Genomic DNA, 24627 nt, shown 5'->3' with positions numbered 1-24627 from the left:
GTACGAGTTCTCGGCCGGAAGAGTTACGTAAACACACGCAAAACCCTCAGAGGGGTTTACAACGGCACCGTAGGTGGCATGTCGATTTCGCCGACGTGCGAATCCCCGAGCGCACACTGAGCGAAAGGCCCTGGCGCTTATGAACACCACGGTCAGCTGCGAGCTGCACCTGCGCCTCGTTGTGTCGAGCGAGTCCTCCCTGCCTGTCCCCGCAGGCCTGCGGTACGACACGGCCGACCCCTACGCCGTGCACGCCACCTTCCACACCGGAGCCGAGGAGACCGTCGAGTGGGTGTTCGCCCGCGACCTCCTCGCCGAGGGCCTGCACCGGCCCACCGGCACCGGCGACGTCCGCGTCTGGCCATCCCGCAGCCATGGTCAGGGGGTCGTGTGCATCGCCCTCAGCTCCCCGGAGGGAGAGGCGCTGCTGGAGGCCCCCGCGCGGGCCCTGGAGTCCTTCCTGAAGCGAACCGACGCCGCCGTGCCGCCCGGCACGGAACACCGGCACTTCGACCTGGATCAGGAGCTGTCGCACATCCTGGCGGAGAGCTAGACCGCGGCCCTTCGAAGCAGCCCGGCGCCGTCCACTCGGGGAGACGGCTCGGGCCAAGACAACCGCATACGGCAACGGACCGGCGCCGCCGTCGTGAGCGTTCACGGGGCGGCGCCGGTCTGCCGCCGCCGGCCGCGGTGCGCGAGCGGTCGACCACCGGGTGTGTGCGGCACCCCGGGCCGGCCTCCGTACGCGCGCCGCGCCCGCCGCCCCGGTGCCACCGCACGGCCCGGGCCCGGCGGCCGGGAGCCCCTTGGGGCAGGAGGGTGCAGGAGGGCGTTCTCCCGGTGATCGGGGCCGCGAAGGAGGGGTGCGGTCGGCCCGGTTGTCGCTACCATCGGCCAGCATCGGCGGGCGCCCGCCCGACCCCCAGGCCAGGGAGCGAAACGTGCTGATCACCCACGACACCCGGTGCGCCCTCGACACCGTGGTGGATCTGGTGAACTCCGCGCCCGAGGACGACGCGGCGGCGGACGGCCTGCCCGATCTCCAGGCACTCGCGGAATTCGTAAGAAGCCACAAGATCAGCGATGTCGGTGTGCTGTCGGCCCTGGACCTCTCGGCGGTGCGCAGGATCAGGGCGCGGTTCTCGGCGATCTTCGCGGCCCCGGACGCCCGGTCCGCGGCGGTGCTGATCAACGAGTTGGTCGCCGGTGCGGGGACCACTCCCCGCCTGACCGATCACGACGGCTACGACTGGCATGTGCACTACTTCGCGCCGGGCGCCTCCGTGGCCGACCATCTCGCCGCCGACTGCGGGATGGCGCTGGCCTTCTTCGTGGTGGCCGGGGAGCAGGAACGGCTGCGGCGCTGTGAGGCGCCGGACTGCCGGCGTGCCTTCGTGGATCTCTCCCGCAACCGCTCGCGCCGCTACTGCGACAGCCGCACCTGCGGGAACCGGCTGCACGTCGCCGCCTACCGGGCGCGGCGCAAGGAGGCGGCGGGCTGAGCGGAGACGGACCGGGGACGGCTGCGCACGGTGCCCGGGCGGTGCGCCGATGCGACGTCTGTCCCGGCGGGTGGCGCCGGGACAGACGTGTACGGCTCACAGCAGCAGCAGGTCGTGCAGCGCAGCCATGAGCAGCAGGCACCCGATCACCGCCAGAAAGATCATCAGCGGTGGCTGGGAAAGGGCGAAGAGGCACCCGCGAGGCTCGTCCTTCGGCGGCGCGGCCTCGCTCTGCGTAGTGTCCAGCATCTCGCGGCAGATCATGGCGCACCCGGCGCCCGGCCGCGATCGGCGCCCGGTGATCTCGCAGGTTGCACCGATTACCGTGAGGTCTCGTTCGGATGGTGAACGATTCCGGCCGCCCCGGGAACCGTCTGTGACCCTTCAGCCAGTTATGTGACTGTCATATGCCGTGCTTCTTGAGGATGGCCTCGATGTCGCTGAAGTCGTCCGCCGCGCCGGCGGAGCGGGGCCCGGCGGACCGGGGGCCGGCGGGGCGTGCCGTGGGGCGGGTGGCCCCGCCCAGGGGCGGTGCCGAAGCGGCGGGCGCCACCGCCTCCCGCTCCGCGCGTCCGGCGCCGGTGGCGCCGCGCCGGCGCTCCACCGCGCGGGTGCCGGTGAACAGGAGCCAGGCCGCGCCCAGCACCCCGAAGCCCGCCCAGGCGGTGGGGCTCAGCGCGGTGTCGGCGAGCCAGCCGACGACCCCGGTCATCACCAGGCCGATCGGCACGAGCGAGTAGGCCGCGAGGCGGGCCGCCGTCAGGAAGCGTCTGCGGTAGGCCGTGACCACCGCGATACCCAGGCCCGCCACGGAAACGGCGGAGCAGACTGTCTCGGGAAGCATCCGGTCCTCCTGGCGGGCTCGGTTCGTCGCTTCCATCGTGCACCGCCCGATCCCCGCGGGGCCATGGTCCAGCCGGACATCAGGGACATCTCCGGGTCCTCCCCTCCGGAAGTACCGGTGCGCGGCCGGCCGCGTGCGCCGAGGTCCCGGTTGGGGCGCCCCCGCCCGGCCTGGAAGACTGGTGGGCATGAGCGACTCCTCCCCCGCACACGCCGATCCCCTCGTCCTCGACGTCTGGTGCGAGCTGCAGTGCCCCGACTGCCGTACCGCCCTGGACGACGTACGCGCCCTGCGCGCCCGCTACGGCGACCGGCTCCGGCTGCGGCTGCGGCACTTCCCGCTGGAGAAGCACAAGCACTCCTTCGCCGCCGCGCAGGCCGCCGAGGAGGCGCTGGAGCAGGGCAAGGGCTGGCCGTACGTGGAGGCCGTACTGGAGCGGGTCGCGGAGCTGGACCGTCAGGGAGAACCCTTCCTGGTCGAGGTGGCGCGGGAGCTGGGACTGGACGCGGAGGAGTTCGACACCGCGCTGATCGACGGCCGGCACATCCTGGCCGTGGACGCCGACCAGGCCGAGGGAAAGGCGATCGGCGTGACCGGTACGCCGACGTACGTCATCGGCGGTGAGCGTCTCGACGGCGGCAAGAGCCAGGAGGGCCTGCGCGCGCGCATCGAGGACATCGCGGACCGCCTGCTGGCCGACCGCGCCGCCGGATAGGCCCGAGCGCCGCCCGGGGGCGGTCCGCCCCCGGGCACCGGCTACAGCAAGGGCTTGCTCAGGCAGTGGAGCACCGGTTCGTAGCCGAGTGACGTGTACAGGTGCTCGGCGGGGGTGTTGCCCGTGAAGACGTTGAGGCCGAGGACGCGGCGGCCGGACCCGGCCGCCTGGCGTTCCGCGAGGAGCATGAGCGCACGGCCGTGTCCGCGGCCCCGGTGGGCCGGGGACGTCTGCACGTCGAACACGAACGCCTTGGTCTCCTGCACCGCCACCCACAGGGTGCCCACCGCGCTGCCCTCGTGTTCCAGCACGCTGAAGAGCATGCCGTCGGTCGCGAGGCCCTGCGGCAGCAGCCGGGCGTGGTCGTCGCGGGACTTGGCCCGGGCGGCGGCCTCGGGGACGCCGAGATCGATCCACGTGCGGGCGAACCGCTCGCTCTCCGCCGCCAGCCAGGCGCCGTACTCCTCCTCCGTCATGGGCCGCGCGCGGCTGCCCTCGGGCAGCGCGGGCGGGCTGCCGCCGAGGCGTTTCTCCATGCCGCGGTTGCGCACGGTGTAGCCGAGGGTGCGGAACAGGCCCAGGGCGGCGTCGGCCGCGACGGGCACCAGGACCTCCATCTGCACGCAGCCCCAGCCGCGGGCCACCTCCTCCGCGGCGAGCGCCGCCACCGTGCCCCGTCCGCGCCGCCGGTCGGGCCCGGCGATCCGCAGGTCGATGATGCGGGCCACCGGGTCGCCGAGGGACGGCGAGGTGCCGAGGTGGATCTCGCCGACGGGACGGCTGTTCACGCACACCGCGAAGCGCCGTGAGCGGGTCCCGTCGGGGTTCTGCCGGAGCGGCTCGGCCGGCCGCAGGGTCGTCGTCATCACAGGTGTTCTACCCACGTCCACCCGCCGAGTCAGCCGGTTTTCCCGGTTCAGGGGTCCAGGTCCCGCCCGGACCGCTCGTCGAAGACGCGCATCGCCCCGGCGGTCACCGGGCCCCGGGCGCCGGGCAGTTCGCGTCCGTCGATCCGGTGCAGGGCCTGTACGTCCCGCAGGCTCGAGGTGAGGAAGACCTCGTCGGCGCGCCGGAGGACGTCCAGCGGCAGGTCGGTCTCCCGGGCACCCGTCCACTCGACGACCAGGGCGCGGGTGATGCCGGGCAGGCAGCCGGAGGCGAGCGGCGGGGTGTGGATCTCGCCGTCCAGGACGACGAAGACGTTCGTCGCGGTGCCCTCGCAGAGCCGTCCGGCCGTGTTGCCCAACAGCGCCTCGGAGGCGCCGTGTCGGCGGGCGTGGTCGAGGGCGACGAGGTTCTCGGCGTACGACGTGCTCTTCACGCCGGCGAGGGCGCCGCGTTCGTTGCGGGTCCAGGGGACGGTGACCGCCGCGGTGGAGTCGGGACGGCGGGTGGTCCCGCCGACGGCGACCACCAGGGTGGCCCCCCGCTCGACGCGGCCGGTGCCGAGCGGGCCCGGGCCGCCGGTGCAGGTGATCCGCAGCCGGCCGAGCGGCATCGGGTTGGCTTCCAGTACGGCCGCACAGGCGCGGCGGATCTCGTCGTGGTCGGGGTTGGGCAGGCCGAGGACGCGGGCCGAGCGGGTCAGCCGGTCGAGGTGCCGGGTGAGCGCGAACGGCTCGCCGTGGACCGTCTTCACGGTCTCGAAGACGCCCTCGCCGACCGTCAGGCCGCGGTCGAGGACGGAGACCAGGGCGGATTCCGCCTCCCGCAGCCCGCCGTCCAGCCAGATCCTCATCCGAGCGCCTCCCCGGTCTCCTCGTACGCGCCCGACGCCACCGCGAGCAGCCGGGACGCCTTCAACTCGGTCTCCCGCCACTCCCCCTCCGGGTCGGACCCCCAGGTGATGCCGGCGCCGCTGCCGAAGCGCAGGACGCCCGCGGCGCGGTCGATCCAGAAGGTGCGTATGCCGACCGCCAGCTCGGCGGTGCCCCGGTCGGCGTCCACCCAGCCGATGCCGCCGCAGTAGGGGCCGCGCGGTGCCGTCTCCAGCGCCTCGATGATCCTGAGGGCGCTCGTCTTGGGGGCGCCGGTGACCGAGCCGGGCGGGAAGGCCGCCGCCAGCAGTTCCGGCCAGCCGGCGTCCGCGCGCAGCTCGCCGCGCACGGTGGAGACGAGGTGGACGAGGCCCGGGTGCTTCTCGACCGCGCACAGGTCGGGGACGCTCACGCTGCCGGTCGCGCAGACCCGCCCGATGTCGTTGCGGACCAGGTCCACGATCATCACGTTCTCGGCGTAGTCCTTCTCCAGGAGGTCCGCCTCGGTGCGTCCGGTGCCCTTGATCGGACCCGACTCGACGGTGCGGCCGTCCCGGCGCAGGAACAGCTCGGGCGAGGCGGTGGCGATCTCCACGCCGTGCTCCGGCAGCCGGATCGTGCCCGCGTACGGCGCGGGGTTGCCGCGGGCCAGTACGGCGGTCAGGGCGTCCACGTCGGCGCCGGGGGCGACGGGCGCGCTGAGCACCCGGCAGAGGTTGGCCTGATAGACCTCGCCGGCCGCGATGTGCGCGCGGATGCGGCGCACGGCCGCCGTGTACGCGGCGCGGTCCAGGGAGGAGGTCCACTCCTCCGGTCGCGGGCCCCGCCAGCCGCCGGGGCGCGGCGCGGGCACCGGCTCCTCGCGCACGTCCGCGAAGCGGGCGCAGGTCAGCCGGCCCTCGAAGTCCGCGCAGACGGCCCAGAAGCCGGTGGAGTCCAGGGCGGCCGGGTCGCTGGTGACGTCGAGCAGACCGGTGGCGACACGGTCGCCGAAACGGGCCAGAGGGGCAAGTCCCGAGGGGTGGTGGAGCACGTGGTCGAGTCTAGGTCGGGTGTCCCGCGGGTGGCCCCGGGATGTCCCGGAGGGGGCGCTGACCACGAGGTACGCGGGGCGCACCGCAGCACGCTGCGCAAACGCGTTTTTGTGCTGGCCCAGGAATCCGCTAGAGTTCAACACGTCGCCGGGACGCGGAAGCGGACCGGAAACGACAAGCGGACGTAGCTCAGTTGGTAGAGCGCAACCTTGCCAAGGTTGAGGTCGCGAGTTCGAGCCTCGTCGTCCGCTCGAAGGAAGAAGGGGTCCTCCCGGTCCCCTACACTCCTGGTGGAGTGGCCGAGAGGCGAGGCAACGGCCTGCAAAGCCGTCTACACGGGTTCAAATCCCGTCTCCACCTCCAAGGACGATTAGCTCAGCGGGAGAGCGCTTCCCTGACACGGAAGAGGTCACTGGTTCAATCCCAGTATCGTCCACTGGATCCTCGGATCCCGGATCTTCTCGAAGGTCCCCCGCGCGATTAGCTCAGCGGGAGAGCGCTTCCCTGACACGGAAGAGGTCACTGGTTCAATCCCAGTATCGCGCACTGCCTGTGACTCGCGGGTCACGGTTCCCGGACGATTAGCTCAGCGGGAGAGCGCTTCCCTGACACGGAAGAGGTCACTGGTTCAATCCCAGTATCGTCCACACAGCAAGGAGCCCCCGGCCGTCTCGTACGGCCGGGGGCTCCTGCGTGCGCTCAGCTGGAGAACAGCATGCGGCCGAAGCTCTTGTGGCGCTGGTGGCCGTAGTGACCGTGGTCGCCGTGGTGACCGCCGTGCGGGGCGCCCCAGGCGGGCGCGGGCGGGGCCGCGGGGTAGGCCTGCGGGGCGGGCGGCGGGGGCGGGGCCGGCTGCGACCACTGGGCCTCCAGCCGGGTCAGCGCCTCCAGCTCGCCGTAGTCGAGGAATATGCCGCGGCAGCCGCTGCACTGCTCGATCTGGACGCCGTTGCGGTTGTAGGTGTGCATCGGCGCATGGCACTTCGGACACTGCATGCTCGGCTCAACTCCTCGCCGGTCGGTACTGCTTCGTGTTCCCCCAGGACAGACTCCGTCCGGCCCCGGGCGGTTGCAGCCTAGTCCGGGTTCGCCGGCGCCGGTCACGAAGGGTGCGCGGGGGCGGACGGCATGCGCGCGCAGGCGTCCGCCACGGCCTGCTCCGCCTCGTCCAGCGGGCGGCCGGCGGCGAGCGCCTTGGCGATCGCCAGGGCGGCCGTCTGCACGGTGAGCGCGCGGGCCGGGACGTCCAGGGCGGGCCACGGGTCGCCGTCCGCGGGCACGGCCGGGCCGCCGGCCCGCCGGTAGGCGGTCAGGAAGCGGGTCCACTCGCCCGGCGGGAGGAGCCCGCAGGCGTACCAGGCGGCGGGGCGGGCCAGGTCCCAGGCGGGGACGCCGGCGCCGAGGTCGTCCACGTCGATGAGCCGCCACGGGCCGTCGGGGGCGGGGTACCGGACGAGCTGGCCGAGGTGCAGGTCGCCGTGGCAGAGGGCCGCCGGACCGGGCATCGGCGCCTTCGCCCTGGCCCAGGCGGGCAGGGCGGCCCAGGCGGTGAGGACAGGGCTCGCCGCGGGGCGGGCGGGCGCGTCGGGCGCGGTGCGCAGGGCCGAGCGGAGCCGGTCGAGGGCGCGGGCGGCTTTGGCGGGGCCGCGCATCGGGGGCAGACCGGTGGGGACGGGGGCGCGGTGCAGCCGGGCCAGCAGCGCGGCCACGGCCTCCCAGGGGGCCGCGTCGGGGTCGTCGGGGTCGACGGGGGCGCCGTACGGCCAGAGGGTGGCGAGGCGGTCGTGCGGATCGTGCAGTGGGGCCGGGGCGGGGGTGAGGGGTGGCAGCAGCACGTCCGGGAGCCGGGCGGCCGTGGCGACGCGGAGGGTCAGCGCGGTGCGGTCGGTGCCGGGGGCGTGCGCCTTGGCCACGGCACCGGCGTGGCGGACGACGGTGGCGTCGGGGCGGGTGGCGAGGGGAGCGCCGGCGCAGGCGCAGGGGGCGGGGGTGCCGTGGGGGTGGGCTGCCGCCTTGGCGTGGGCGGTCAGGGCGGATACGAGGGGATCCGCGGGGGCGGGGGTGTCCGCGGCCGTGCGGGGGGCTGTGTCTGCGGTCAAGGCTGCCTCGGGAAGGGTGGCTGTCCGGCCGAGGGTACCCGGGGGCCGGGCGGGGGCACGGGGTGGTCGCGGGGCGGGCCGCTCGCCGCGTCGGCGGGGTGCGGCGAAGACCGGCGGCGGCGCGGTGCCCGCGGGGGACGCGGCAGCCCCGCGGGCCGGCGCCGGGGGGACCGGAGCAGCAGTGCGGCGGCGGAAGTCCGCCGCCGTGACGGCGGGCCGCGGCGCGGTGGCGGGAAACGGCTAATGCCGGCGCGGCTCCCCAGCCGCGCCGGCATTGTTGCCGTCCGCCGTACCCCCGTCCCCACGGGGTTGCATGGATCGATGTCCCCGCCCGGACCGCTCTTCCGGGCCTGGGGTCGCCGCTCAGCGCCCCAGCATCGCACCCACGGACGACGCTTGTGTGGCCACCGTCTCCCAGCCGTCGAAGACGAGCAGGAGCAGGGCCGCGAGGGGAAGGGCCATGAGCGTCGCCACCAAGGGGTGGCGGCGGCCCGTCCGGCGGGGAGCGAACGCCGTGCGTCGCGGTGCCGTGTGGGCCATGGTCCCTCTCCTGACTGTTCGGTTGTCGTCGGCAGCGGCGGGCGTCCTGGCTCGGGGGACGAGTACCGCACCCGCCGCTTGTCCCCAAATCTAGGCGCGGCCCCCGCGGGTGACGTCATGCCCTCGTACCGATTGCCGGGCCTCCGCGAGGATGAGCCCCGGGCCGCGGAGTACTCCCCTGGGTGGAGAAGCGCGCCCGGGTGTCGGGGTCTTCCCGGAGGGGGCGCCCGCTCTGTCCGGTCATTTCGGAAGCATCCCGCTCACCGGAGGGAGTGACTTCGATCACTCGGACCGGTGTCGCGAGGGGGTCCGGGAGCCGGCCGCGAGGCGGGACCCGGGCCCGCCCGGGGACGGTCCGGGCCCGGTGGCCGGCGGGGGTGGCGCCGGGGATGCCGCCGCTCCGCGTCAGCTCAACCTCCCGGAGCGGCAGGCGGGTTGGCAACCCGAGCGGCTTGAAGTCGCCGTAACCCACGGCGTGCTGACCGGGTTTCACCTCCGCTGGACGGCCCGCACAATCCGTCCCGCCGCAAGGGCGCGGCCTCTGCGCGCGGGCGGCCGTGGAAACGTAAGCTGTGCCACGTCACAGGGACCGGGCAGCGGGGATGAACATGGCGATGATGCGCCTGAGGCGCGAGGACCCGCGCGTCGTCGGCTCGTTCAGGCTTCACCGACGGCTCGGCGCGGGCGGGATGGGCGTGGTGTACCTCGGCTCCGACAAGAAGGGGCAGCGGGTCGCGCTGAAGGTGATCCGGCCGGACCTGGCGGAGGATCAGGAGTTCCGGTCGCGGTTCGCGCGCGAGGTGTCCGCGGCCCGGCGGATCCGCGGCGGCTGCACGGCCCGGCTGGTCGCCGCCGACCTGGAGGCCGAGCGGCCCTGGTTCGCCACCCAGTACGTGCCCGGCCCCTCCCTGCACGACAAGGTCGCCGAGGAGGGGGCGCTCGGCGCGGCGGACACGGCGGCGATCGGCGCGGCCCTGTCCGAGGGGCTGGTCGCGGTCCACGAGGCGGGTGTCGTCCACCGGGACCTGAAGCCCTCCAACATCCTGCTGTCCCCCAAGGGCCCGCGGATCATCGACTTCGGCATCGCCTGGGCCACCGGGGCCTCCACGCTCACCCATGTGGGCACCGCGGTCGGCTCCCCCGGATTCCTCGCGCCTGAGCAGGTGCGCGGCGCGGCGGTCACCCCGGCCACCGACGTCTTCTCCCTGGGCGCGACCCTGGCGTACGCCTCGACCGGCGACTCGCCGTTCGGGCACGGCAGTTCCGAGGTGATGCTGTACCGGGTGGTGCACGAGGAACCGCACCTGGCCGGCGTACCGGACGCGCTGGCTCCGCTGATCCGGGCCTGTCTGGCCAAGGACCCCGAGGAGCGGCCCAGCACGCTCCAGCTGTCGTTGCGCCTGAAGGAGATCGCCGCCCGGGAGGCACAGGGGCTGAACGACGTGCGGCCGCCCCATCCGCGGGCCGCCGAGGCCGACCGGCCCACCGGACGGCTCGCCGACACCTACCCCGAGCCGCAGCGCGCCCAGCGGCGCGGCTCCCCCGTAACGCCGCCGCCCCGCGGGGGTGCCCCGGCCCGGGGCGGTGTGCCGTCCAGGGGCGGGGTCTCCGCGCGCGGGGACGTGCCGTCTCGTGGGGGCGCGGCCGCGCGCGGCACCGGGCGCGGCGGGGTCCCCTCCGCCCGGCGGGGTGCGGTACGGCCCACCCCGGCGCCTCGCGGCGGCGGCCCGCGTTCCGGCGGCGGCCGTCCGGCTCCGCGCGGTGGTGCCGGGCGGCGCCCGGCGGGGGGTGCGCGAAGGCCGGCCAATCCGCGGCTGCTGCGGCAGCGGCTGTTCGTGTTCGTGGTGGTGACGCTGCTGGTGGCGCTCGGCATCGCGGTGGCCCAGGGCTGCCAGGGCCCGGCGCGCGGGCTGGGCGGCGACGGCGGCATCCGGCAGGAGCGCCACGCGCAGCCCGTTCGTCCGGCGCAGCCGGGCCACGGGGTACGGACCGTGACCGCGCCGCCGGATGACGGCGCGCCCGCGGCCGGCCGGCCGGCGTAGCGGCCGCGGGTCACGACGCCCGGGAGCGGGAAGCCGGCCGGGCGCCGGAGACGGGGCCCTCCCGCCGGATCCGGGAGACAGCGGCCGGGTGCCGGGTGCGGTGCCGGAGACCCGGCGGGACGCCGGGTGCCGTCCCGCCGGTCAGGATGCGGGGCGGCCCGTCGTCACCGCGTAGAACGCCACCGCCGCCGCCGCGCCCACGTTGAGGGAGTCGACGCCGTGGGACATCGGGATGCGGACCCACGCGTCGGCGGCGGCCAGGGCCTGCCCGGACAGTCCGTCGCCCTCCGCGCCGAGCATGAGCGCCACCCGGTCCATGCGGTGCGGGGCGGCCTCGTCCAGACTGACGGCCTTCTCGTCCGGGGTGAGCGCGAGCAGCGTGAAACCGGACTCGCGGACCGGGTCCAGCCCCTTCGGCCAGGTCTCCAGCCGGGCGTACGGCACGGAGAACACCGCGCCCATGGACACCTTGACGCTCCGCCGGTACAGCGGGTCGGCGCAGTCGGGCGACAGCAGCACCGCGTCCATGCCGAGGGCCGCCGCGGAGCGGAAGATCGCGCCGATGTTGGTGTGGTCGTTCACCGCCTCCATGACGACCACGCGGCGGGCGGTGCGGAGCAGTTCGGCGGCCGTCGGCAGGGGCTTGCGCCGCATGGAGGCGAGGGCGCCGCGGTGCACGTGGTAGCCGGTGACGCGTTCGGCGAGTTCCGGGCTGACGGCGTACACCGGCGCGGGGAGTTCGTCGATGACGTCGCGCATGACGTCGATCCACTTGGCCGAGAGCAGCATCGACCGCATCTCGTAGCCCGCTTCCCCGGCCCTGCGGATGACCTTCTCGCCCTCGGCGATGAACAGGCCCTCCGCGGGCTCCCGCCGACGGCGCAGCTCGACGTCGGTGAGGCCGGTGTAGTCGCTCAGGCGCGGGTCGTCGGGGTCGTCGACGGTGATGAGATCGGCCACAGGGTGTTACTGCCTTGTCCTGGAAGTGCTGCCAACGGCTGGGTGGTGCTCGCGTCGGGCGGGGTCGCCTCAAGGTAACCCCGGTCGCGGGCGGTCAGGGAGCGGGCTCCGGGCCGACCCGTACGACCTCGCCGACGACGATGACCGCCGGGGGCTTCACGTCCTCGGTCCGGACCGTCTCGGCGACCGTGGCCAGGGTGGCGTCCACCCGGCGCTGGGCGGCCGTCGTGCCCTCCTGGACCAAGGCCACCGGCGTCGTCGGCGGCCTGCCGTGCGCGACGAGCGTCTCGGCGATCTTGCCGATCTTGTCCACGCCCATCAGGACCACCAGGGTGCCGGTCAGCTTCGCCAGCGAGGGCCAGTCGACCAGGGAACGTGCGTCGTCGGGCGCGACGTGCCCGCTGACCACGGTGAACTCGTGCGCGACCCCCCGGTGCGTGACCGGGATGCCGGCGGCGCCCGGCACCGAGATGGAGCTGGAGATGCCGGGGACCACCGTGCACGGGATGCCGGCCTCGGCGAGCGCCTGGACCTCCTCCATGCCCCGGCCGAAGACGAACGGGTCGCCGCCCTTGAGCCGGACCACCGCCTTGCCCTGCTTGGCGTGCTCGATCAGCGCGTTGTTGATGGCCTCCTGGGCCATGTAGCGGCCGTAGGGGATCTTCGCCGCGTCGATCACCTCGACGTGCGGCGGCAGCTCGGCGAGCAGATCGCGCGGGCCCAGCCGGTCGGCGATGACGACGTCCGCCTCGGCGAGCAGGCGCCGGCCGCGGACGGTGATCAGGTCGGGGTCGCCGGGGCCGCCGCCCACCAGGGCCACGCCGGCGGTGCGGGTGCGGTGGTGCGGGGCGACGAGGGTGCCGTCGCGCAGGCCCTCCACGACCGCGTCCCGGATGGCCGCGGTGTGGCGGGGGTCGCGGCCCCGGGCGTGCGTGGTCAGTACGGCGACGGTGACGCCCTCGCTGTGGCCGGTCGCCGGGGTCCACGCCGTGGCCTGGTCGGCGTCGTCGGAGCGGACGCACCAGACGCGGTGCCGCTCGGCCTCGGCGGAGGCGCGGGTGTTGGCGTCGTGGTCGCTGGTGGCGATGAGCGCGTACCAGGCGTCGGCGAGGTCGCCCTCGGCGTAGGCCCGCCGCTCCCAGGCGATCTCGCCCGCCTCGGCCATGGCCTCGACCGAGGGGGTCGCCTCCGGGGAGACGACGGTGATGTCCGCGCCGGCGGCGATCAGGGCCGGGAGGCGGCGCTGGGCCACGGTGCCGCCGCCGAGGACGACCACGCGGCGGCCGGAGAGGCGGAGGCCTACGGGATAGGCGGGGTGTTCGGCCATGAGGGCGTCCTCCGGTGGCTTTGCGGTGGCGCTGACGTGCGGATTTTACGTGGGCGGCGGTGCGGGTGGGGCGGGTGTCCGGTGGCTGGGCGGGGGGGCCGCGCCACAGCCGCGGACGCCGGTGCGGGAGGGTGAGCGGGTGCGGCGGGGCGTGCCCGTCGTCCGGCCCGGGTGCTTCCCGGGCCGGACGCGCGGGCAGGGGCCCGCCGACGCCGGCGGGCGCCCGGTACCGCGCGTACCGGGCGCCCGTCCCCTACTTCTCGGTGACGCCCGCCGCGTCGAACGTGGCGACCTCGTGCATCGCCCTCGCCGTGCTCTGCACGAGCGGGAGCGCCAGCAGGGCGCCCGTGCCCTCGCCGAGGCGGAGGTCGAGGTCGACCAGGGGGCGCAGGCCCAGCTTGTTCAGCGCCGCGACATGGCCGGGCTCGGCGCTGCGGTGGCCGGCGATGCAGGCCGCGAGGACCTCGGGGGCGATCGCGCGGGCGACGAGGGCCGCCGCGCCGGCGCTGACGCCGTCCAGGATCACCGGCGTGCGCAGGGACGCGCCGCCGAGCAGCAGGCCGACCATGGCCGCGTGCTCGAAGCCGCCGACGGCCGCGAGGACCCCGATCGGGTCGGCCGGGTCCGGCTGGTGGAACTCCAGCGCGCGGCGGACGACGTCGGTCTTGCGGGCCAGCGTCTCGTCGTTGATGCCGGTGCCGCGCCCGGTCACCTCGGCCGGGTCGGCGCCGGTGAAGACGGAGATCAGCGCGGCGGACGCGGTGGTGTTGGCGATGCCCATCTCACCGGTGAGCAACGCCTTGTTGCCGGCCGCCACCAGGTCGCGGGCGGTCTCGATGCCCACCTCGATGGCGGCCTTGACCTCCTCGCGGGTCATGGCGGGGCCGGTGGTCATGTCGGACGTGCCACCGCGGATCTTGCGCGGCAGCAGGCCCGGCGTGGCGGGCAGGTCGGCGGCCACGCCCACGTCCACGACGCACACCTCGGCGCCGACCTGGGTGGCGAAGGCGTTGCAGACGGCTCCCCCGCCGAGGAAGTTGGCCACCATCTGGGCGGTCACCTCCTGCGGCCAGGGGGTGACGCCCTGGGCGTGCACGCCGTGGTCGCCGGCGAAGATCGCGACGGCGGCGGGTTCCGGGATCGGCGGCGGGCACTGGCGGGACAGCCCGCACAGCTGTGCGGAGATGATCTCCAGCATGCCGAGCGCGCCGGCCGGCTTGGTCATGCGCTTCTGGCGCTCCCATGCCTCGCCGAGCGCCTTGGCGTCGAGCGGGCGGATCTGTGCGACGGTCTCGGCGAGCAGGTCGTGGGGTTCCTCTCCGGGCAGGGCGCGGCGGCCGTATGTCTCCTCGTGCACCACCCAGGACAGGGGGCGTCTCTTGGACCAGCCGGCCTGCATCAGCTCGGGCTCGTCCGGGAACTCGTCGACGTACCCGACACACAGGTAGGCGACGACTTCCAGGTGCTCGGGCAGGCCGAGCGCGCGGACCATCTCCCGCTCGTCGAAGAAGCTGACCCAGCCGACGCCGAGGCCCTCGGCACGGGCGGCGAGCCAGAGATTCTCCACCGCGAGCGCCGAGGAGTAGGGCGCCATCTGCGGCTGGGTGTGACGGCCGAGCGTGTGCCGGCCGCCGCGGGTGGGGTCCGCGGTGACGACGATGTTGACCGGGGTGTCGAGGATGGCCTCGATCTTCAGTTCCTTGAACTGCTTGGCCCGGCCCTTCGGCAGCGACTTGGCGTAGGCCTCGCGCTGCCGCATCGCCAGTTCGTGCATCGTCTGCCGGGTCTCGGCGGATCTGATGACGACGAAGTCCCAGGGCTGCGAGTGGCCCACGGAGGGCGCGGTGTGCGCGGCCTCCAGGACCCGGAGCAGCACCTCGTGCGGGATGGGGTCGCCGCGGAAGCCGTTGCGGATGTCGCGGCGCTCGCGCATCACCTTCAGGACGGCCTCGCGCTCGGCGTCGGCGTAGGCGGGCGCGGCCGGACCGGCGGACTGTCGTGCTTCCGCCACCGCGGCCGTGCCCTCTTCCTGGTCGGCGGCCCCGGTCCCCGGGTCCTCCGCGTGCTGTACGACGCCGGGCGCGGGCTCCGCGTCCGCCCCGGCCGGTTCGCCCTCGCGGGGCGCGGGCACGGTGGCCACCGGCTCCGGCTGCCCCGGGCCCTGCGGTCCGGCCGCGGGCGCCGGCTGGGGGGTGGCGGGCACCTGGCCCTGCACCGGCACGAACTGCCTAGGCGGCTGCGTCGGGTCCGGTACGGCGGTGTCCGGCGCCGGCGCCTGCGGGACCGGGTGGGGCCGGGGCGCGGCGGCCGGTGCCGGAGCGGTGGCCTCCCCTGCCTGCGGCTGCTGCGCGGGGGCGGGCGCGACGGGGGCCGCCGGGGCGGCGGGGCCGGCCTCGGGGACGACGGGGGACGACGGAACGTCGGCGCCGGGGGCGACGGGGGCCACCGGGACGCCGGCTTCGGCCTCGGCCTCGGGTACGGCGGGAGCCACCGGGACGCCGGCTTCGGCCTCGGGGGTGGCGCCGGCGCTGTGCGGGGCGTTCTCGGGGAGCGGCGCTCCCTGCGGCTGGAACACGGGCGGCTCGGGCGCCTCGACGGGTGCCTGCGGGTGCGGCGCCTCGGGGGTCTGCACCGCGACGGGCTGGGCGGCCGGTACGGCGGCCGGGTCCGGCTGGGCCGGTACGGCAGCGGGGGCGGCGGCGCCCTGCGGGATGACGGGGTCGGCGACCGGAGCGGGGGGCTCGGCCACCGGGGCGACGCCGTCGGCCGGGGCTTCGGGGGCGGCCGGGTCGGTGGTCTGGGCCGCTTCCTGGATCACGGCCGGGGGCTCGGCGGGGGCCGGGACGGTGGCCTGGGGCACCTCCTGACCGGCGGCCTGGACCGGCTCCTGGACGGTGACCGGAACCTCGGCGGGAGCCGGGTGGGCGGGGGGCGCCTCCTGGTCCGTGGCCGGGGCCGGCTCCTGAACCGCGGCCGGAACCTCGGCGGGAGCCGGGAGGACGGCGTGGGACACGTCCTGACCGGCGGCCTGGGCCGACTCCTGGACAGCGACCGGAACCTCGGCGGGAGCCGGGGCGGAGGTCGGCACCGCGTTTTCGGCCTCGCCCTGGACGGCGGCCGGGGCGGTGGCCTGGGCCGGCTCCTGGGCCTCGGCGGAAGCCTGGTCGATGGGCGCCACGGGCTCCGGGGCGTCGGCGGCAGGCTGGAGCCGGACGGGGTCGGTGACCTGAGGGGCGATGACCTGCGCGGCGGCCTCCGGCCGCACGGCCGGGGCGGGCTGCGCGTCCTCGGCCGGTTCGGCGGCCGCGCTCGGCTGCGCCGCCTCGGCCACGGCGGGTCCGGGGGCCGGGGCGTCGGTCGCCTCGGCCGTCGTGGCTCCGGTCCCGGGCACACCCGGCGCACCGCTTGCCTCGGGGGCCACGGCCGCTTCGGGGACCACGGCCTCTTCGGGGACCGCGACCTCTTCCGGGACCACGGCCGCTTCCGGGACCACAACCTCTTCCGGGGCCACGGCCGCCTCGGGGACCACAACCTCTTCGGGGACCACGACCGCCTCGGGGACCACGGCGGCGGTGGCCTCGACAGTCGCCGCGGCGGCCTCGGCGGCCTGCGCGACCTGCGGGGCCTCCTCGGGCACCGTCTGGTCCGCGGCTGCCGGTTCCCGCACGGCCTGCGCCGCATCCACCGCGTCCGCAACGGTCCCGGCACCCTCGGCCGGCACGTCCGGAGCCGTACCTTCGGCAGCCGGTGCCTCCGCCGGGGCCGTGTGCGCCACCCCGTCGTCTCCGTGTACGACGGGTACGTGACCGGTGTCGCCGGACGCGCTCTGGGCCGCCGCCTGGCTCGCGAGGCGGGCCACCGTGGCCTGGGCCGCGTCGGCCGGCTCGGCGGGGGCGGGCGCGGCCGGGCCAACCGTTTCGGCAGCCGGTGCCCGCGTGCCGACCGGAGCCTGGGCCTGGGCAGCGGCCTGAACCGGGGCCTGAGTCTCCTCCTGAACCGGCGCCTCGGCCCCGGCCGGAACCTGGCCCTGCGTCTCGGCCGGCACCTCCGCGGCCTGGGCCTCGCCCGGGACCCGGGCCTGCGCGTCCGCCTGGGGCTGAGCCCCGGCCTGGCCCTGGACCTCGCCCTGTCCCGCGGGCGCCGCTCCCCAAGGAGCGGCGTTCTGAGGGGCCGGCTGGGGCTGGGCGTCGAGGTACTCGGGGCCGGAGGCCGGCGGGGCGGGCTGTCGTACCGGTGCTCCGGCGGGGCCGCGGTCGGCGAGGGAACGGACCGGGCTCGCGGAGGCGTCCGGGATCGGCGGGCCGAGGTGCAGCGGACGGCGCGGCGGCTGCGGCGCGGCCGTCGCATCGTGCGGCGCCGAGAGGATGGGCGACGGCGGCACCGACGCGGGACCGGAGGCGGGCAGGCGGACACCGCCGAGGTCGACCGAGCCGGTGTCACGGCCGGCCGTCTCGTGCGGGCCCGGCTCGTGGACGGCCTCCACCACCGGTTCCGGGGCGGGTGGCGGCACCTCGTTGCCCCACGCGCCCTGGGCACCCGGCAGCAGCAGGTCCTCGTCCTCGGCGGGTGCCTCGGACAGGTAGGTGTACGCGCCGTGCGCGGGGACGCCCGGCTGTTCCACCATGCCTGCGCTCTCCGGCTGCCCCTCGCCCGGGACCTGGCCGGTGTCGGTCATGCGTACCCCTCGCCCATCGGTTAGTGCTCCTACGACCAGCTCACCCGGAACGGCGCACCGACCGCCCCGCAGTGAAGAACGAGCGTCCGTGCCCAGCGGCACGAACGGCCCGCCGGAAAAGGCGACAAAGCCATTCAGTGGCATTGTCCCGGCCGTTCGGCCGTCGCGACAGCATGATCCGCGACAGCCCGCTGTGGACTGCGCCACGTTGCGCGTCCTCCGGTCCGCCGTACCACACCCGCCCCAAGACGGGCGTGCGATCCGGACATTGGCGAACGAAGTTCGGGTCACCGGTGCGGTACAACGATCGGCCAGCCTACCGCGCGCGGTATGACAACACGATCACGGGGCGCGATCGGGCAGTACCCCGCTGAGCAGGAACGCCACGTTCCGCTCGGTCTCGGTCCAGGCCCGCGTGTCGAGTTCGACGGACTGGACCAGGGCGCACTGGACCCGGTAGCCGTGCTCGGTCAGGTCGCGGCCGACGCGTTCGGCGGCGTCCCGGGTGGCGGCGTGGGTGACGATGCGCTGCGGGCGCCGGTCGGCGACCGCGGAGAGGACGGCCGGTCCTCCGCCGCCGACCCGTACGACGTCCGGCTCGGGCAGGTCCTCCAGGACGTGCGGGGCGCTGCCGTGGACGATCTGGAGCTGCACCCCGAAGCGGCGGGCGGCCCGCTCGGTGCGGGCGCAGGCGTGCGGGTCGTGGTCGACGGCGATGACGGCCGCGCCGGCGCGGGCGGCCTCGGCGGCGAACGCGCCGGCGCCGCAGCCGATGTCCCACACGAGGTCGCCGGTCCGGGGCCCGAGGCGGGCGAGTTGGGCGGCGCGCAGCAGCTCCTTCTCGCCTTCGCCGAGACCACCGGCCGGACCACCGGCCGGACCACCGCCGGGGCCACCGGGCGGACCCCCGGCGGGGCCGCCGCCCGGGCCTCCCCCCGGCCCGTCGCCGTGTCCGGCGTCCGCCTGGAGGCCGTACCCCTCCTCGGGCTGCGGGCCGTAGCTCGCGTCCGGCTGCACCCAGCCCCGCGGGCCGGTGCCCGGGTCGCGGCCGGCGATCCAGCCGCCGCCCTCCCCCGCGCCGGCCCGCCCGCCGATGACGATGACGACGTTGGGGTCGCGCCAGGTGTGGTCGGCGGCCTTGTCGGAGGTGACGACGCTGACCTGTTCGCGTTCTGTGCCCAGTTCCTCGCAGATGACGAAGGTGCGGTGCACGCCCTCCAGCAGCAGCCCGAGTTCGGCGGGGCCGGCGCCCGGCGCGGTGAGGACGGCGACCTTGGTGTGGGCGCGGCAGACGTTCACGGCGCGGCGCAGGGTGCGCGGGTGGGCGACGACCACCTGGGCGTCGTCCCAGGGCATGCCGGCCCGGGCGAAGGCGGCGGCGACGGAGGAGACGGCGGGGACGACCTCGACCTCCAGGCCGAACTCGGGCGCGCGCAGGGTGCGGACGACGCCGAAGAAGCCGGGGTCGCCGTCGGCGAGGACGACGGCGGTGCCGCGGTGGGCGGCGATGCGGCGGGCGGCCAGGGGGAGGCTGCCGAGGCGGACGCGTTCGGCGGTGGGCGGTACCTCGGGCAGCGCCAGGTGGTGGGCGGCACCGGCCACGAGGGTGGCCGCGCCGAGGGCGCCGCGTGCCGCGGCGGTCAGCGGCGAGCCGTCCCAGCCGATCACCGTGACCCGGTCGGCCATCGTCGTCAGTCTCCAGTGGTTCTGCGCGGGTCTTCGGGGAGGGAGCCCGTTCGCGGGCTCCGTGAGCGTACCTGGTGAAGCTCGGAAGACTCAGTTCCAGTCCGAGTACGAGGTGAAACCACTCGCGTCGGCCAACTGCTCGCCGACCCCGGCGAGGTCCTCGGGCAGCAGGCTCCAGACGATGACGTCGGTGCGCACCCGGGCCCAGCCGCCGTCCTCGGTCCTGGCGCGGGCTATCCAGGCGTTGCGCAGCACGCCCTCGCTGATGCAGCCGATCTTCTGGGCCACCTGCTGGGAGGCGGTGTTGTCGGCGGCGGTGCGCAGTTCCAGCCGCTCGAACTCCTGGTCGTGGAAGAGCCACTGGGCGATGGCGAGGGCGGATTCGGAGGCGTATCCCTCGCCGCGGGCCCAGGGCGCGATGACGTAGGCCAGTTCGCTGGAGCGCACGCGCCAGTCCGTGTTCTTCAGGTGGACGAGGCCGACGAGCCGCTGGGTGAGGAACTCGGTGACGGCGAGGACGATGCCGTGGCCGCCGGTGCGTTCGCCGGGGGCGAGCCGGGTGATCCAGTGGCGGGCGTCGGCCTCGGTATAGGGGTGGGGGACGGTGGTCCAGGCGACGACCTGTTCGTCGTTCATCATCTCGGCCAGGGCGGGCACGTCGTCCTCGTCCAGGGGACGCAGCACCAACCGCTCCGTGCTGATGGAGATGTTGGGGAAGGTGCTCGTCATGCGCCGCTCCGTAACCTTCGGAAGATTCCTCGGAAGACCGTCCGGGCCGTCAGGTCCGCTGAACTGCCCAGCATGCAGCATGGAACCACCGGAGCGCACGACGGGGTCCGTTCCCGGCGAGGGAGCGGACCCCGTGCGTCGTCGGACGCGGTGGGCGTGCCGTCAGCCGCCGGTCGCGGGCAGGACGGAGCCGTGGTACTTGTCCTTGATGAAGGCGCGTACCTCGGGTGAGACGAGCAGTCCGGCGAGCTTCCTCACCCGTGGGTCGTCCTCGTGGCCGCGTTTGACGGCGAGGAGGTTGGCGTACGGGTTGTTCTTCGCCGACTCCAGCAGGATCGCGTCCTCGGCGGGGCTGAGGCCCGCGTCCTGGGCGTAGTTGTTGTTGATGACCGCGGCGTCCACGTCGTCGAGCGAGCGCGGCAGCTGGGCGGCCTCCAGCTCCTTGAACTTCAGGTGCCGGGGGTTGTCCGTGACGTCGGCGGGGGACGCGTCGGCGCCGGCGCCCGCCTTCAGCGCGATGACGCCGCCGGCGGCGAGCAGCTTCAGGGCGCGGCCCTCGTTGGTGACGTCGTTGGGCACGGCGACGGTGGCGCCGTCGGCGAGGTCGGCGACGTCCTTGGTCCGGTGCGAGTAGACGCCCATGGGCGGCAGATAGGGCTTGACGACCGAGACCAGGTCGGTGCCCTTGGACTTGTTGAAGTCGTCCAGGTAGGGCTGGTTCTGGTAGAGGTTGGCGTCCAGCTCGCCCTCCTGGAGGGCGGTGTTGGGCAGGACGTAGTCGGTGAACTCCTTGATCTCCAGCTTCAGGCCGGCCTTGGCGGCGAGGTGGTCCTTGACGTAGGCGAGCACCTCGCCGGCCGGGACGGCGGTGGCGCCGACGACGAGGGTGTCGTCCTTGCCACCGCCCTTGCCGGAGTCCGTGCCGGAGCCGCAGGCGGTGAGACCGAGGCCGAGGGCCAGGGCCGCCACCGCGACGACGGACGTGCGCATGGCTTCAGTCCCCCTCGGCGGGTCAGAAGGAGGGGATGACCGAGCCCTGGTACTTGTCCTCGATGAACTTCTTGACCTCGGGCGAGGTGAGGAGCTTGGCGAGCTTGGTCACCCGCGGGTCCTTCTCGTTGCCCTCCTTGACGGCGAGGAAGTTGCCGTAGGGGTTGTCCTTCGGGGACTCCAGGACGAGGGCGTCCTTGGCGGGCTTCAGGCCGGCGGAGATGGCGTAGTTGCCGTTGACCACGGCCGCGTCGACGTCGTCCAGGGAGCGCGGGGTCTGGGCCGCCTCGACCTCCTTGAACTTGAGGTCCTTGGGGTTCTTGGTGATGTCCCGCGGGGTGGCCTCGTTGCCGGCGCCGTCCTTGAGGGTGATCAGCCCGTTGTCGGCGAGCAGCTTCAGGGCGCGGGCCTCGTTGACGGCGTCGTTGGGCACGGCGACGGTCGCACCGCTCTTGAGCTCATCGGCCTTCTTCACCTTGTGGGAGTACAGGCCGAGCGGTTCCAGGTGGACCGTGACGACGGGCACGATGTGGGTGCCGCGCTTCTTGTTGAAGTCGTCGAGGTACGGCTGGTTCTGGAAGTAGTTGGCGCCCACCGACCCGTCCTCGGTCGCCGTGTTCGGCGCGATGTAGTCGGTGAACTCCTTGACCTCCAGGTCGAGGCCCGCCTTCTTCGCCAGCTTGTCCTTCACGAAGTTCAGGATCTCGGCGTGCGGGGTCGGGCTCGCGGCGACGATCAGCGGGCCGCTGGTGTCGGAGGAGCCGGAGTCCTTGTCGGAGCCGCAGGCGGTCAGCCCGAGGCTGAGGGCCGAGGCGGCGAGGACGGCGGTGGTGAGCTTGGCGGTGTTACGCACGAAAAGTGCCTTTCCTTAAGGGTGGTGCGACCCCGGGTACGAGTGGCCGGGGAGCCTGGGTGCCTTACGCGACCTTGCTGATCTCGGCTGCCGCGGGCTCCTTGGCCTTCAGCAGGCGGAGCTTCGGGGCGGGGCCGGAGCGGGCGCCGCGGCGGTGCAGGGAGCGGGCGGCGAAGTCGCCGGCGAACTGGATGAGGGAGATGACGACCGCGAGGATCGCCACGGTGATCCACATCAGTTCGGTCTCGAAGCGCTGGTAGCCGTAGCGGACGGCGAGGTCGCCGAGGCCGCCGCCGCCGACCGTGCCGGCCATGGCGGAGTAGCCGATGAGCGCGATGATCGTGGTGGTGGTGGACGCGATCAGCGAGGGCAGGGCCTCGGGGACGAGGACCTTGCGGACGATCGTCCAGGTGTTGCCGCCCATGGACTGCACGGCCTCGACGAGTCCCTGGTCCACCTCGCGCACGGCCGTCTCGACCAGGCGGGCGAAGAAGGGGATGCCGCCGATGGCGAGCGGCACGATCGCCGCGGTGGTGCCGATGGTGGTGCCGGTGACCCAGCGGGTGAAGCTCATCAGCGCCACCATCAGGATGATGAACGGCATGGAGCGGCCGACGTTCACGACCTGGCCGATCACCTTGTTGGCGAACACGTTCTGCAGCAGGCCGCCCCGGTCCGTGAGGACGAGGAGGATGCCGAGCGGCAGGCCGGCGACGACGGCGATCACGGTGGACCAGAGCACCATGGTGAGTGTCTGGCTACACGCGTCCGACAGCAGCGGCTGCATCTCCGACCAGGTCACTTGGCACCTTCCTTCACCAGCGGGGCGTCCTGGCCCACGACGTCTATCTGCAGTCCCTGCTCGCGCAGGAAGCCGATCGGGACCACGTTCTCCTCGTAGCGGCCGGGAAGCTCGATGCGCATCCGGCCGACCTGGAGGCCGCCGACGGTGTCGATGGCGGCGCCGAGGATGGAGATGTCGATGTTGTAGGTGCGGGCGAGCTGGGAGACGACCGGCTGGGTGGCGCTCTCGCCCTGGAAGGTGACGTCGAGGACGGTCCGGTCGGCGCCGGTGGCCTCGCCGCCCACCGGGAACAGCGCGGCGGCCAGCGTGGAGCCGGGGGTGGCCAGCAGCTCGCCGACGGTGCCGGACTCCACGATCCGGCCGCGCTCCATGAGGGCGGCGGAGTCGCAGATCGACTTCACGACGTCCATCTCGTGGGTGATGAGCAGGACGGTCAGGCCGAGCTGCCGGTTCAGGTCGCGCAGCAGCTGGAGGATGGAGCGGGTGGTCTCCGGGTCCAGGGCGCTGGTGGCCTCGTCGGAGAGCAGCACCTTGGGGTCGCCGGCCAGGGCGCGGGCGATGCCGACGCGCTGCTTCTGGCCGCCGGAGAGCTGGGCGGGGTAGGCCTTCGCCTTGTCGGCGAGCCCGACCAGGTCGAGCAGCTCCAGGGCCTTGCGCGAGCGCTCCCTGCCGGACGTGCCGAGGATCTCCAGCGGCAGTTCGACGTTGTCCTGCACGGTCCGCGTGGACAGCAGGTTGAAGTGCTGGAAGACCATGCCGATCCGGCTGCGGGCGCGGCGCAGTTCCCGGCCGGCGCGCGGGCCGCGGCCGGCCAGGGCGGTGAGGTCCTGCCCGGCGACGGTCACGGTGCCGGAGGTGGGGCGCTCCAGCAGGTTGACGCAGCGGATGAGGGAGGACTTGCCGGCGCCGGACTGGCCGATGACGCCGTAGACCTCGCCTTCACGAACGTGGAGATCGACGCCGTCGAGGGCGGTGACCTCACGGCCGCGGGAGCGGTAGACCTTGGTCAGGCCCGAGGTGGTGATCACGTGGGTTTCCGTCACTGTCGAGTGCGCGGGCGTGGGTGGTGCCCGGGCACGGGTGCATGCGGTTGCGGCAGGGAGAGTGTCCGTGCGGCTCGTACGGCCTACGGCGCACGGACATGCCACGGGTCTCGCTTCGGGGCGCGAGGCTCAGCTGATGCGGGGGCCCTCTAGAAGGCGCACATTCGACACATCAGGCAACACATACAACGAGCACCGGGCGTCGTGGTCGCCTCGGTCGCAAGGGTGCGGCAGCTCGTCGTGGTCATGCGATCAGTAAACCAGACGGACGGTCCCGACCGGTCGCCGCTGTCCGGATGGTGGACAGCGGCGGACAGCGCGGGCCGGGATGTCAGCTGTGGCGGGATATCGTCACTCCCCGGTCGGTGACCAGTACGGACAAGGCCGACAGGTCGTCCACCACCAGGTCGGCGTCCAGCTCGGCGGCCCGGTGGGTTGTGGCCAACGCCACGGTGGTCATGCCGGCCGCGCGCCCGGAGCGCAGTCCGGCGGGCGCGTCCTCGAAGACGACGCAGTGCGCGGGGTCCACGCCGAGCTGCCGGGCGGCGAGCAGATAGGGCTCGGGGTCGGGCTTGCCGCGGGTGACGTCGTCGGCCGCGACCAGGGCCTTCGGCGCGATGCCGACGGCGCCCAGGCGGGCCTCGGCGAGGCGGCGGGTGGCGGAGGTGACCACGGCCCAGCGGTCGGCGGGGAGGGCGTCGAGAAAGTCCCGGGTGCCGGGCAGCAGGCGCACGCCCCCGTTCGGCACGTCCTCGACCTCCAGCTGCTCGACCCGGGCGACCGCCTCCGGCACCAGGCGGGCGGGCAGCAGGTCGGCGACGATCTCGACGGCCGTGCGTCCGTGCAGCTCCACGCGGCCGAACTCCTCGGCGGTGATCCCGTACTCCCGGGCCCAGCGGGCCCAGCAGCGCTCGACGGAGTCGAGGGAGGAGACGAGGGTGCCGTCGTTGTCGAACAGGAGGGCGTGCGCGTGGATCGTCATGGCCCCGACCCTACGGCGTTCGGCGGGGGCGGCGGCTCCGGCGC

The 24627-nt window shown here is 74.5% G+C and carries 22 protein-coding genes and 5 tRNA genes; 9 read left to right on the top strand and 18 right to left on the bottom strand.

What is annotated here, in order from left to right; genetic code table 11:
* Positions 1–139 precede the first annotated feature (139 nt).
* Both ACZ63H_RS14055 and ACZ63H_RS14050 read left to right on the top strand, forming a co-directional pair.
* Positions 140–553, top strand: coding sequence for an SsgA family sporulation/cell division regulator (locus ACZ63H_RS14055; RefSeq protein WP_004002642.1), 414 nt, complete (start codon positions 140–142; stop codon positions 551–553).
* Between the two features lie 388 nt (positions 554–941).
* Positions 942–1502: a CGNR zinc finger domain-containing protein gene (locus tag ACZ63H_RS14050; protein ID WP_469864638.1), complete on the top strand. Its 561-nt coding sequence runs from the start codon at positions 942–944 to the stop codon at positions 1500–1502.
* Between the two features lie 96 nt (positions 1503–1598).
* Here the strand turns inward: ACZ63H_RS14050 and ACZ63H_RS14045 are convergent, their stop codons facing one another.
* Entirely contained in the window at positions 1599–1751 is a 153-nt protein-coding gene (locus tag ACZ63H_RS14045) for a hypothetical protein (RefSeq protein WP_167345734.1), read from the bottom strand.
* A gap of 154 nt (positions 1752–1905) precedes the next feature.
* Positions 1906–2346, bottom strand: coding sequence for a hypothetical protein (locus ACZ63H_RS14040; protein WP_469864636.1), 441 nt, complete (start codon positions 2344–2346; stop codon positions 1906–1908).
* Between the two features lie 187 nt (positions 2347–2533).
* On the opposite strand from ACZ63H_RS14040, the gene ACZ63H_RS14035 reads away from it, so the two are divergent.
* Complete coding sequence (locus ACZ63H_RS14035; protein ID WP_469864635.1) at positions 2534–3061, top strand: DsbA family protein; 528 nt, start codon at positions 2534–2536, stop codon at positions 3059–3061.
* Positions 3062–3102: 41 nt separating this feature from the next.
* On the opposite strand, the gene ACZ63H_RS14030 is transcribed toward ACZ63H_RS14035, so the two are convergent.
* From ACZ63H_RS14030 to ACZ63H_RS14020, 3 genes are read right to left on the bottom strand one after another with little or no spacing between them, the layout of a single operon-like run.
* Positions 3103–3927, bottom strand: a complete 825-nt coding sequence (locus ACZ63H_RS14030; RefSeq protein ID WP_469864633.1) for a GNAT family N-acetyltransferase — start codon at positions 3925–3927, stop codon at positions 3103–3105.
* Between the two features lie 50 nt (positions 3928–3977).
* Positions 3978–4799, bottom strand: coding sequence for an aminotransferase class IV (locus ACZ63H_RS14025; RefSeq protein ID WP_469864631.1), 822 nt, complete (start codon positions 4797–4799; stop codon positions 3978–3980).
* On the bottom strand, positions 4796–5851 hold the full coding sequence (locus tag ACZ63H_RS14020) for a chorismate-binding protein (RefSeq protein ID WP_469864629.1): 1056 nt from the start codon (positions 5849–5851) through the stop codon (positions 4796–4798). The genes ACZ63H_RS14025 and ACZ63H_RS14020 overlap by 4 nt, the downstream gene beginning before the upstream one ends.
* A gap of 179 nt (positions 5852–6030) precedes the next feature.
* On the opposite strand from ACZ63H_RS14020, the gene ACZ63H_RS14015 reads away from it, so the two are divergent.
* From ACZ63H_RS14015 to ACZ63H_RS13995, 5 genes are all read left to right on the top strand, one after another.
* Positions 6031–6103 (top strand) — tRNA-Gly (locus ACZ63H_RS14015).
* A 38-nt stretch (positions 6104–6141) separates the two neighbouring features.
* A tRNA-Cys gene (locus ACZ63H_RS14010) sits at positions 6142–6215 on the top strand.
* 1 nt (position 6216) lies between these two features.
* Positions 6217–6288: transfer RNA gene (locus tag ACZ63H_RS14005), tRNA-Val, on the top strand.
* A gap of 38 nt (positions 6289–6326) precedes the next feature.
* A tRNA-Val gene (locus ACZ63H_RS14000) sits at positions 6327–6398 on the top strand.
* A gap of 29 nt (positions 6399–6427) precedes the next feature.
* A tRNA-Val gene (locus ACZ63H_RS13995) sits at positions 6428–6499 on the top strand.
* 52 nt (positions 6500–6551) lie between these two features.
* Here ACZ63H_RS13995 and ACZ63H_RS13990 read toward each other — a convergent pair.
* From ACZ63H_RS13990 to ACZ63H_RS13980, 3 genes are all read right to left on the bottom strand, one after another.
* Positions 6552–6848 (bottom strand): TFIIB-type zinc ribbon-containing protein, encoded by a 297-nt coding sequence (locus tag ACZ63H_RS13990; RefSeq protein ID WP_318204518.1) that lies wholly within the window; start codon positions 6846–6848, stop codon positions 6552–6554.
* A 104-nt stretch (positions 6849–6952) separates the two neighbouring features.
* Complete coding sequence (locus ACZ63H_RS13985; protein ID WP_469864627.1) at positions 6953–7951, bottom strand: phosphotransferase family protein; 999 nt, start codon at positions 7949–7951, stop codon at positions 6953–6955.
* Between the two features lie 363 nt (positions 7952–8314).
* Complete coding sequence (locus tag ACZ63H_RS13980) at positions 8315–8491, bottom strand: hypothetical protein (RefSeq protein WP_014671580.1); 177 nt, start codon at positions 8489–8491, stop codon at positions 8315–8317.
* Between the two features lie 602 nt (positions 8492–9093).
* On the opposite strand from ACZ63H_RS13980, the gene ACZ63H_RS13975 reads away from it, so the two are divergent.
* Positions 9094–10533, top strand: a complete 1440-nt coding sequence (locus tag ACZ63H_RS13975) for a serine/threonine-protein kinase (protein ID WP_469864625.1) — start codon at positions 9094–9096, stop codon at positions 10531–10533.
* A 141-nt stretch (positions 10534–10674) separates the two neighbouring features.
* Here ACZ63H_RS13975 and ACZ63H_RS13970 read toward each other — a convergent pair whose 3' ends face one another.
* The 10 genes from ACZ63H_RS13970 to ACZ63H_RS13925 all read right to left on the bottom strand — a co-directional run bounded on the left by ACZ63H_RS13970 (position 10675) and on the right by ACZ63H_RS13925 (position 24583).
* Entirely contained in the window at positions 10675–11493 is an 819-nt protein-coding gene (locus ACZ63H_RS13970; RefSeq protein ID WP_469864623.1) for a TrmH family RNA methyltransferase, read from the bottom strand.
* A 94-nt stretch (positions 11494–11587) separates the two neighbouring features.
* Positions 11588–12820, bottom strand: coding sequence for a uroporphyrinogen-III C-methyltransferase (gene cobA, locus ACZ63H_RS13965; RefSeq protein WP_469864621.1), 1233 nt, complete (start codon positions 12818–12820; stop codon positions 11588–11590).
* A gap of 253 nt (positions 12821–13073) precedes the next feature.
* Positions 13074–17495 (bottom strand): nicotinate-nucleotide--dimethylbenzimidazole phosphoribosyltransferase, encoded by a 4422-nt coding sequence (cobT, locus tag ACZ63H_RS13960; protein ID WP_469864619.1) that lies wholly within the window; start codon positions 17493–17495, stop codon positions 13074–13076.
* A 342-nt stretch (positions 17496–17837) separates the two neighbouring features.
* Entirely contained in the window at positions 17838–19181 is a 1344-nt protein-coding gene (gene cbiE / locus ACZ63H_RS13955) for a precorrin-6y C5,15-methyltransferase (decarboxylating) subunit CbiE (RefSeq protein WP_469864617.1), read from the bottom strand.
* A 90-nt stretch (positions 19182–19271) separates the two neighbouring features.
* The gene (locus tag ACZ63H_RS13950) at positions 19272–19910 is read right to left on the bottom strand and encodes a GNAT family N-acetyltransferase (protein ID WP_469864615.1); all 639 of its coding nucleotides are present in this window, start codon (positions 19908–19910) and stop codon (positions 19272–19274) included.
* 162 nt (positions 19911–20072) lie between these two features.
* Positions 20073–20900: a MetQ/NlpA family ABC transporter substrate-binding protein gene (locus ACZ63H_RS13945; RefSeq protein WP_469864613.1), complete on the bottom strand. Its 828-nt coding sequence runs from the start codon at positions 20898–20900 to the stop codon at positions 20073–20075.
* Positions 20901–20922: 22 nt separating this feature from the next.
* Positions 20923–21753 carry a MetQ/NlpA family ABC transporter substrate-binding protein gene (locus ACZ63H_RS13940; RefSeq protein WP_469864612.1) on the bottom strand — a complete coding sequence of 277 codons (831 nt, stop codon included), beginning with the start codon at positions 21751–21753 and terminating at the stop codon, positions 20923–20925.
* Between the two features lie 64 nt (positions 21754–21817).
* Positions 21818–22555, bottom strand: a complete 738-nt coding sequence (locus ACZ63H_RS13935; protein ID WP_467935856.1) for a methionine ABC transporter permease — start codon at positions 22553–22555, stop codon at positions 21818–21820.
* Complete coding sequence (locus ACZ63H_RS13930) at positions 22552–23586, bottom strand: methionine ABC transporter ATP-binding protein (protein ID WP_469864609.1); 1035 nt, start codon at positions 23584–23586, stop codon at positions 22552–22554. The genes ACZ63H_RS13935 and ACZ63H_RS13930 overlap by 4 nt, the downstream gene beginning before the upstream one ends.
* A 346-nt stretch (positions 23587–23932) precedes the next feature.
* Positions 23933–24583 carry an HAD family hydrolase gene (locus tag ACZ63H_RS13925; protein ID WP_469864607.1) on the bottom strand — a complete coding sequence of 217 codons (651 nt, stop codon included), beginning with the start codon at positions 24581–24583 and terminating at the stop codon, positions 23933–23935.
* Positions 24584–24627 lie beyond the last annotated feature (44 nt).

The sequence above is a fragment of the Streptomyces sp. NPDC104831 genome (assembly GCF_055583025.1).
Note: the sequence above shows the minus strand (reverse complement) of the source record. Positions and strands in the feature narration are given on the sequence as shown.

Coding starts and splice junctions, on each gene's coding strand:
- ACZ63H_RS13950 (WP_469864615.1), bottom strand. CDS start 19,910: ATGACGAGCACCTTCCCCAACATCTCCATCAGCACGGAGCGGTTGGTG.
- ACZ63H_RS14025 (WP_469864631.1), bottom strand. CDS start 4,799: ATGAGGATCTGGCTGGACGGCGGGCTGCGGGAGGCGGAATCCGCCCTG.
- ACZ63H_RS13990 (WP_318204518.1), bottom strand. CDS start 6,848: ATGCAGTGTCCGAAGTGCCATGCGCCGATGCACACCTACAACCGCAAC.
- ACZ63H_RS14055 (WP_004002642.1), top strand. CDS start 140: ATGAACACCACGGTCAGCTGCGAGCTGCACCTGCGCCTCGTTGTGTCG.
- ACZ63H_RS14045 (WP_167345734.1), bottom strand. CDS start 1,751: ATGCTGGACACTACGCAGAGCGAGGCCGCGCCGCCGAAGGACGAGCCT.
- ACZ63H_RS14030 (WP_469864633.1), bottom strand. CDS start 3,927: ATGACGACGACCCTGCGGCCGGCCGAGCCGCTCCGGCAGAACCCCGAC.
- ACZ63H_RS13980 (WP_014671580.1), bottom strand. CDS start 8,491: ATGGCCCACACGGCACCGCGACGCACGGCGTTCGCTCCCCGCCGGACG.
- ACZ63H_RS14040 (WP_469864636.1), bottom strand. CDS start 2,346: ATGCTTCCCGAGACAGTCTGCTCCGCCGTTTCCGTGGCGGGCCTGGGT.
- cobT (WP_469864619.1), bottom strand. CDS start 17,495: ATGACCGACACCGGCCAGGTCCCGGGCGAGGGGCAGCCGGAGAGCGCA.
- cbiE (WP_469864617.1), bottom strand. CDS start 19,181: ATGGCCGACCGGGTCACGGTGATCGGCTGGGACGGCTCGCCGCTGACC.
- ACZ63H_RS13945 (WP_469864613.1), bottom strand. CDS start 20,900: ATGCGCACGTCCGTCGTCGCGGTGGCGGCCCTGGCCCTCGGCCTCGGT.
- ACZ63H_RS14035 (WP_469864635.1), top strand. CDS start 2,534: ATGAGCGACTCCTCCCCCGCACACGCCGATCCCCTCGTCCTCGACGTC.
- ACZ63H_RS13975 (WP_469864625.1), top strand. CDS start 9,094: ATGAACATGGCGATGATGCGCCTGAGGCGCGAGGACCCGCGCGTCGTC.
- cobA (WP_469864621.1), bottom strand. CDS start 12,820: ATGGCCGAACACCCCGCCTATCCCGTAGGCCTCCGCCTCTCCGGCCGC.
- ACZ63H_RS13925 (WP_469864607.1), bottom strand. CDS start 24,583: ATGACGATCCACGCGCACGCCCTCCTGTTCGACAACGACGGCACCCTC.